Below are 6,251 nucleotides of genomic sequence, written 5' to 3' on the forward strand. Positions count from 1 at the left end.
CAGTATTTCCAATGATACGCAAGAAAAATGCAATCGACATGCAACATGTGGCGCCCCGATATTAAAACTCCTTCCGATCCATAACTCTCATCGAGATCAGTGCAGATATGCCAAGCATCACTGCCCCTATCAGCAGTAATATGGCAGTCATACTACCGAAGCTTGCCTGGTCCAGTTTTTCCAAAATTGCGGTAAAATTGACGGACGTCCTTTCCATAACCTTAACAAAGATAAACGCTACCACAAAAGCCAGAGCAAACACTGCAAAAAATGCCATTCTGCTCTTTTCCGCACCAAATTTTAACTGAAGCGGAATACTGATTGCAAGAACCATACCTGCCACTACCAGTGCGACAACACTGACTACTCCCAGTTCCTGCGGTTCTATTTCCAGCTTACGGACTATGACAAATACGAAGTTCAGAACCGTAACTATCAGCCAGGCAAGAAGCGACGTCAGTACGCCAAATACATACTTTTCACCAACATATCCTTTCCTGCTGATCGGCAGAGAAAAGAGGTATGCCGCACCATTATCATATTCATCATAAGAAATCGTGCTCATAGTAAACATGGAAAACATCATGGTTGCATAAGTAATGGTAAAATAGGGATTGTCATTGGTAGCCATGAACATAAGCGTAATCAGTCCGATCACAATAAAAAACTGTTTCTGATTTTTCAAAAGTTTAAAATCTTTAATCAATAAACCCTTCATTACTTTTCACCTCGAATCATCATCATAATCAATTCATCAATTGTTCCTCTTTCGATCGCAATATCCGGATAATTTTCGCTGTAAAATTGCTTCTGATTCGTCAGACATGCGTATCCGAACTCTTCTTTTTTATGACGCAATATATAAGAGCGATCCAGCTTTTCATACTGCTGCGAAGTCACCTTCAATACCCCATAGTCGCTGAGAAGCACATCTGTCTCCTCGTGCAGGACGATATTGCCGCCATCTATCATGTACAGATCATCACAAAAGCCTTCCAGATCGCTGGAAATATGAGAACTGATCAATATGGTACGGTCTTCCTGCTCCATATATTCCCGCAAAAGATTCAGAATCGCATCTCTCGCGATCACGTCCATTCCCGCAGTCGGCTCATCCAGAATTAACAGTCTGGCATTATGAGACAGTGCTGCCAGCACCTGAAGTTTCCGCTTCATCCCGGTTGAAAATTCTTTGATCTGTTTCTTTAACGGCAGGTCAAATTCCTTGCATTTTTCCAGGAACCATACTTCTTCAAACTGTGAATACATGCTCCGAAGTACCGGAAGCAGATCTGCAATGCTTAAGTATCCGCTGAAGCCCGAATCCGCAAGGACCACACCGATTGCTTCTCTGTCCTTTGCTGTCAGCTCCGTCGTCGGCTTATTCAAGATCATGATCCTTCCCTCATCCACGCGGATCAGGTTCAGCGCAGCCTTAAATGCAGTACTTTTTCCGGCGCCATTCGGTCCGATCAGGCCGGTTATACATCCTTTTTGAACTTCCATTGAACAGTTCAATTCAAAATCACGATAGCGTTTTCTGACATTTTTCAATTTCAACATCGCACTAATCCTCCAAAACAATCTGAAATAATTCTGCAATCTCCTGATTGCTCATTCCACAGCTTCTGCCTTTTCGGATGGCCATCTCCAAATCAGCTTCTACTTCTCTTTTCTTCTCCTCCAGCATCGTCATCTGGTTTGCGCACGCCACAAAGCTTCCTTTACCGTGAACCGTGACCACAAATCCCTCCTCTTCCAGAGCATCGTATGCCTTTTTTACAGTCAGTGCACTGACTTTGAGTTCCTTAGCTAATGTACGAACTGACGGGAGCATCGTGTCCTCCTGCAATTCTCCGTGCATGATCTTTTCTTTGAGCTGATCGCAGATCTGCTCGTAGATCGGCTGCATGGAAGAATGATTGATAATCACATTCATGTTACCCCTCCTTCGTTATAAACAGTATATAACAGTTTATAACTGTTGTCAACTGTTTTATACTGTTTATTCATTATTTGTTACACTTCCATTTAAAAAACAACAAACCTCTGATTCATACATCCAAAATCCACCAGGTGCATCCCAGAAATATTTACCATCAGAAAATCGAAGTCCCTTTCTGTGATGGAAACTCCCAGAAAATTACCATCAAAAAAAGGAAGTCTCGCTCTACAACTGAATAATCAGCTATAGAGCGACTCTTCCTTCTAAATTATACATTTTCAGACGGTGCAGACGAAAATCTCCGTCACCGCAGTCTCTGGTTAGCAGATCTTGCAGATCCATCCTTCCGGAGCCTCGATGCGTCCCATCTGGATTCCGGTCAGTGTATCATACAGTTTCTTCGTCACAGGTCCCATCTCTTCCATTCCGCTTGGGAAACAGATTTCTTTTCCATGATCTACGATCTTTCCTACAGGAGAGATAACAGCTGCTGTTCCACAAAGTCCGCATTCTGCAAAATCCTTTAATTCTTCAATGTGTACTTCTCTTTCTTCTACTTCCATTCCAAGATAATGTTCGGCAACATACATCAGTGAACGTCTTGTAATGGATGGAAGAATGGTAGAGGATTTCGGAGTTACCACCTTGTTATCTTTTGTAACAAACAGGAAGTTGGCTCCGCCTGTCTCCTCAACTTTTGTTCTCGTAGCAGCGTCCAGATACATATTCTCATCATATCCTTCTGCATGCGCAGTTACAATTGCGTGAAGACTCATTGCATAGTTCAGTCCGGCCTTAACATGTCCTGTTCCATGCGGTGCAGCACGGTCAAAGTCAGATACTTTAATCGTGATCGGCTTAGCGCCGCCCTTGAAGTACGGACCAACCGGTGTTGTAAATACACGGAACTGATACTCCTCTGCCGGTTTTACACCAATAACAGAACTGGAACCAAACATATACGGTCTTACATACAACGTTGCTCCTGATCCATATGGCGGAACATATGCCGCATTGGCAGCTACCACCTGTTTTACCGCTTCAACGAATTTATCCTCCGGATATACCGGCATTTCAAGCCGTGCAGCTGAATCAGCCATTCTTTTTGCATTCAGATCCGGACGAAATGTTACGATATGCCCGTCCTCTGTCGTATATGCCTTCATACCTTCAAAACATGTCTGCGCATACTGCAATACACCTGCACATTCATTAATTACTACATTTGCATCGGAGGTAAGGGTTCCTTCGTCCCATGCTCCATTCTTATAATTGGAAACGAATCTCTTATCTGTCTGCATATAGCCAAAGCCAAGATTTGACCAGTCAATATTTTTCTTTTCCATTGTATATTCCTCCGTCCTTTTAACAACTGATTTATTTTCTGCGTTTATTATAATACGTTACTTTTCAAAATTCAAGAGCGCACTCTGTTTTTTATATAATAGTTCAGCCATATTCCATAAGATAAGCGATCATGCTTGCATGAATGAGCTTAGATTATGGAATATGAGCGGAGCGCCCTCTTATGAGCAAAAGCAGCTGCGCATGCAGCGGTGAAGCTCCAAAGGAGCGTTTTGCGAATGGCGCTCGCTGAACGATTACCATTCAGCTTTTCCATAAGATAAGCGATCATGCTTGCATGAATGAGCTTAGATCCAGATTACCGTTCCATCATACTGATAGATTCAATCCCGACACTTCCGCCTCTGACCACCTCTATACTCTTGAACTCTTCCTTCATCAGCTTGATTACCGCATCATTTTTTGTCGCGGTCTGTACAAACTCCAGAAGCAGACTGTCTTTTCCATAGTCAATGACTTTTGCTTTAAACGTCTCTGCAATCTGGAAGCACTCCACCTTATCCTCCGGTGTACATTTACGTACTTTCACGTACAGAATCTCTTTCATACGGACAAATACATCAGTAAAATCTATGACTTTAATCACTTCAACCAGACGATTCAGCTGTTTCTTGATCTGTTCAAATGTTTCATCGTCGCTGACTGTTGCAATCGTCATTCTGGATATGGTAGGATCTTCTGTCGTTCCAACCGTAAGGCTGTCCAGGTTATAGGACTTTCCGGAAAAGAGTCCGGATATCTTGGAGAGAACACCCACCTGGTTCTCCACATACAGGGAGATCCAGCGTTTCTTCATATTATTGTTGCTCATATCTATCTGCCCCTTTCATATCTTCTCTTGCTTAACAATCCAGGATCATATCTTCCAGTGTTCCGCCCGGCTGAATCATTGGATATACCAGATCCTCAGGATCGATATCAAACTCTATAACATATGGTGTTTTTTTGCTCTTCATGGCTTCACGGAATGCCGGTTCGATCTCTTCCTTCTTTGTTACATGAATTCCCTTCGCGCCGTAACTTTCCGCCAGTTTCATAAAGTTCGGCGTATACGGCGGACATTCTACTTCTCCGCATCTGCCTCTGCATGCCGCTCCGGAACGCAGACAGGTCATGGAATAACGTTTTCCGTAAAACAGCTTCTGCCACTGACGAACCATTCCAAGATTATTGTTATTAAAGACACAATTGATAATCGGAAGTTCTTCAAGTACAGCTGTTGCCAGCTCCTGACTGTTCATCTGCATACCGCCATCTCCCGAGATTGAAATGACCGGTACGTCCGGATTTCCAATCTTTGCTCCGATGGCTCCTGGAAGACCATAGCCCATGGTACCCAGTCCGCCGGACATAAGAAGTTTTTTCTTTTCTGTAATCTCAATAAACTGTGCCGTGAACATCTGATGCTGTCCTACATCCGTTACAATGATTGCCTCATCAAATACGCGGTTGATCGTCTCAATAATATCCTGCGGCGTCATAATTGGTTTCTTTTTCATGACAAGCGGATGTTCCATCTTCCATTCGCCTACTTCATCCAGCCATTTTTTCGTATCACATTCCGTCACATATTCCAGCATTTTTGTAATCGCCTCTTTTGCATCTGCAACAATCGGGACATCTACCTGCACATTTTTCGAAATGGCCGCTGTGTCGATATCTATATGTACAATCTGCGCATGTGGTGCAAATGAATGTAGTTTTCCAGTAATACGGTCATTAAATCTGGTGCCGATTGAGAACAGAAGATCACATTCATTGACCGCCATATTGCATGCGTATGCACCGTGCATACCAAGATTTCCCACATACAGTGGATGATTCGTCGGAATTGCACCTCTTCCCATGACCGTCGTTACAACCGGCACATTCGTCTTTTCCACCAGTTCTGTAAACTCCCGGTTCGCATGTGCAATATTAACGCCTCCGCCTGCAAGAAACAATGGTCTTTCGGCTTTGGAAAGCATTTTGATCGCACGCTTCAACTGCCCGATATGAACCCGCGTATTCGGTTTATACCCCCGGATATTGACTTCCTGCGGGTATTCAGCATCTCCAAGTTCAGCCATAACATCCTTCGGAAGATCGACCAGCACCGGGCCCGGGCGTCCCGTTCTCGCAATATAAAATGCTTCTTTCACGATTCGCCCCAGATCTTCTCTGTTTCTGACTGTGATTCCATATTTGGTAATGCTTCTTGTAATTCCAACGATATCAACTTCCTGAAATGCATCATTTCCGATCAGATGTCTTGCAACCTGTCCCGTAAAACATACCAGAGGAACACTGTCATAGTACGCAGTCGCAAGTCCTGTTACCAGGTTTGTTGCTCCCGGCCCGCTGGTTACCAGGCAGACCCCCACCTTCCCCGTAGAACGTGCATACGCATCCGCTTCATGCACCAGCGCCACTTCCTGTCTGGGCAGGATCACCTTCGTGTAATCCTGTTTATACAATTCATCACTGATATCAATCGTACATGCACCCGGATATCCGAATATTGTATCCACGCCTTCCTCTCTCAGCGCTTTCACCAACAACTTGTTTCCACTGATTTTTCTCATCTTACATACCTCCTCCATACAAAAGGTGTTTCCCTTATCATTTACGGATATCTGCGAAAAAAAACCCTAAGCTGAACGCTTAGGGCGAATCTTTCATCCGTGTTACCACCTAACTTCAGAGAAATGCTTCTCTGCTCTCTGCCAGTACAGGAAATATCGTCTTCTGCTTTCTCTCCGATACTGCTCCCCTTTAACGCCGGGACTGCGTTGAAGTCTACTCGTATATGACAATATCATATCTTTCGGTTCACTGCTCGAAGGCTACTTCCACAAGTCTTTCACGAAGATTCTCACCACACATCTTCTCTCTTTGCTTCCGGAACTTATGTACTCCTCCTTGTCGTAGCATTTTTCTGAATAATTGTATTATATTATAC

General features: G+C 43.8%; 6 protein-coding genes and 1 other annotated feature. All 6 genes read right to left on the bottom strand.

Translation table 11 applies throughout. The annotated features are described in order from the left end of the window. Positions 1–61 precede the first annotated feature (61 nt). Positions 62–718: an ABC-2 transporter permease gene (locus JQM82_RS06265; protein ID WP_235249210.1), complete on the bottom strand. Its 657-nt coding sequence runs from the start codon at positions 716–718 to the stop codon at positions 62–64. After that, complete coding sequence (locus JQM82_RS06270) at positions 718–1,563, bottom strand: ABC transporter ATP-binding protein (RefSeq protein WP_235249211.1); 846 nt, start codon at positions 1,561–1,563, stop codon at positions 718–720. Before JQM82_RS06270 ends, JQM82_RS06265 begins: the two co-directional genes overlap by 1 nt. Before the next feature lie 4 nt (positions 1,564–1,567). After that, positions 1,568–1,939: a GntR family transcriptional regulator gene (locus JQM82_RS06275; RefSeq protein WP_235249212.1), complete on the bottom strand. Its 372-nt coding sequence runs from the start codon at positions 1,937–1,939 to the stop codon at positions 1,568–1,570. Between the two features lie 326 nt (positions 1,940–2,265). Further along, a complete protein-coding gene (locus JQM82_RS06280; protein ID WP_235249213.1) occupies positions 2,266–3,291 on the bottom strand; it encodes a branched-chain amino acid aminotransferase in 1,026 nt (341 codons plus the stop codon). A 317-nt stretch (positions 3,292–3,608) separates the two neighbouring features. Next, entirely contained in the window at positions 3,609–4,121 is a 513-nt protein-coding gene (ilvN, locus tag JQM82_RS06285) for an acetolactate synthase small subunit (RefSeq protein ID WP_235249214.1), read from the bottom strand. 31 nt (positions 4,122–4,152) lie between these two features. Then, the gene (ilvB, locus tag JQM82_RS06290; protein ID WP_235249215.1) at positions 4,153–5,874 is read right to left on the bottom strand and encodes a biosynthetic-type acetolactate synthase large subunit; all 1,722 of its coding nucleotides are present in this window, start codon (positions 5,872–5,874) and stop codon (positions 4,153–4,155) included. Positions 5,875–5,951: 77 nt separating this feature from the next. After that, positions 5,952–6,227, bottom strand: a binding site (T-box leader). Between the last annotated feature and the right edge of the window lie 24 nt (positions 6,228–6,251).

The sequence above is a fragment of the Faecalicatena contorta genome (genome assembly GCF_021531995.1).
Lineage (GTDB): Bacteria > Bacillota > Clostridia > Lachnospirales > Lachnospiraceae > Dorea_A > Dorea_A contorta_A.

Coding starts and splice junctions, on each gene's coding strand:
- JQM82_RS06265 (WP_235249210.1), bottom strand. CDS start 718: ATGAAGGGTTTATTGATTAAAGATTTTAAACTTTTGAAAAATCAGAAA.
- JQM82_RS06270 (WP_235249211.1), bottom strand. CDS start 1,563: ATGTTGAAATTGAAAAATGTCAGAAAACGCTATCGTGATTTTGAATTG.
- JQM82_RS06275 (WP_235249212.1), bottom strand. CDS start 1,939: ATGAATGTGATTATCAATCATTCTTCCATGCAGCCGATCTACGAGCAG.
- JQM82_RS06280 (WP_235249213.1), bottom strand. CDS start 3,291: ATGGAAAAGAAAAATATTGACTGGTCAAATCTTGGCTTTGGCTATATG.
- ilvN (WP_235249214.1), bottom strand. CDS start 4,121: ATGAGCAACAATAATATGAAGAAACGCTGGATCTCCCTGTATGTGGAG.
- ilvB (WP_235249215.1), bottom strand. CDS start 5,874: ATGAGAAAAATCAGTGGAAACAAGTTGTTGGTGAAAGCGCTGAGAGAG.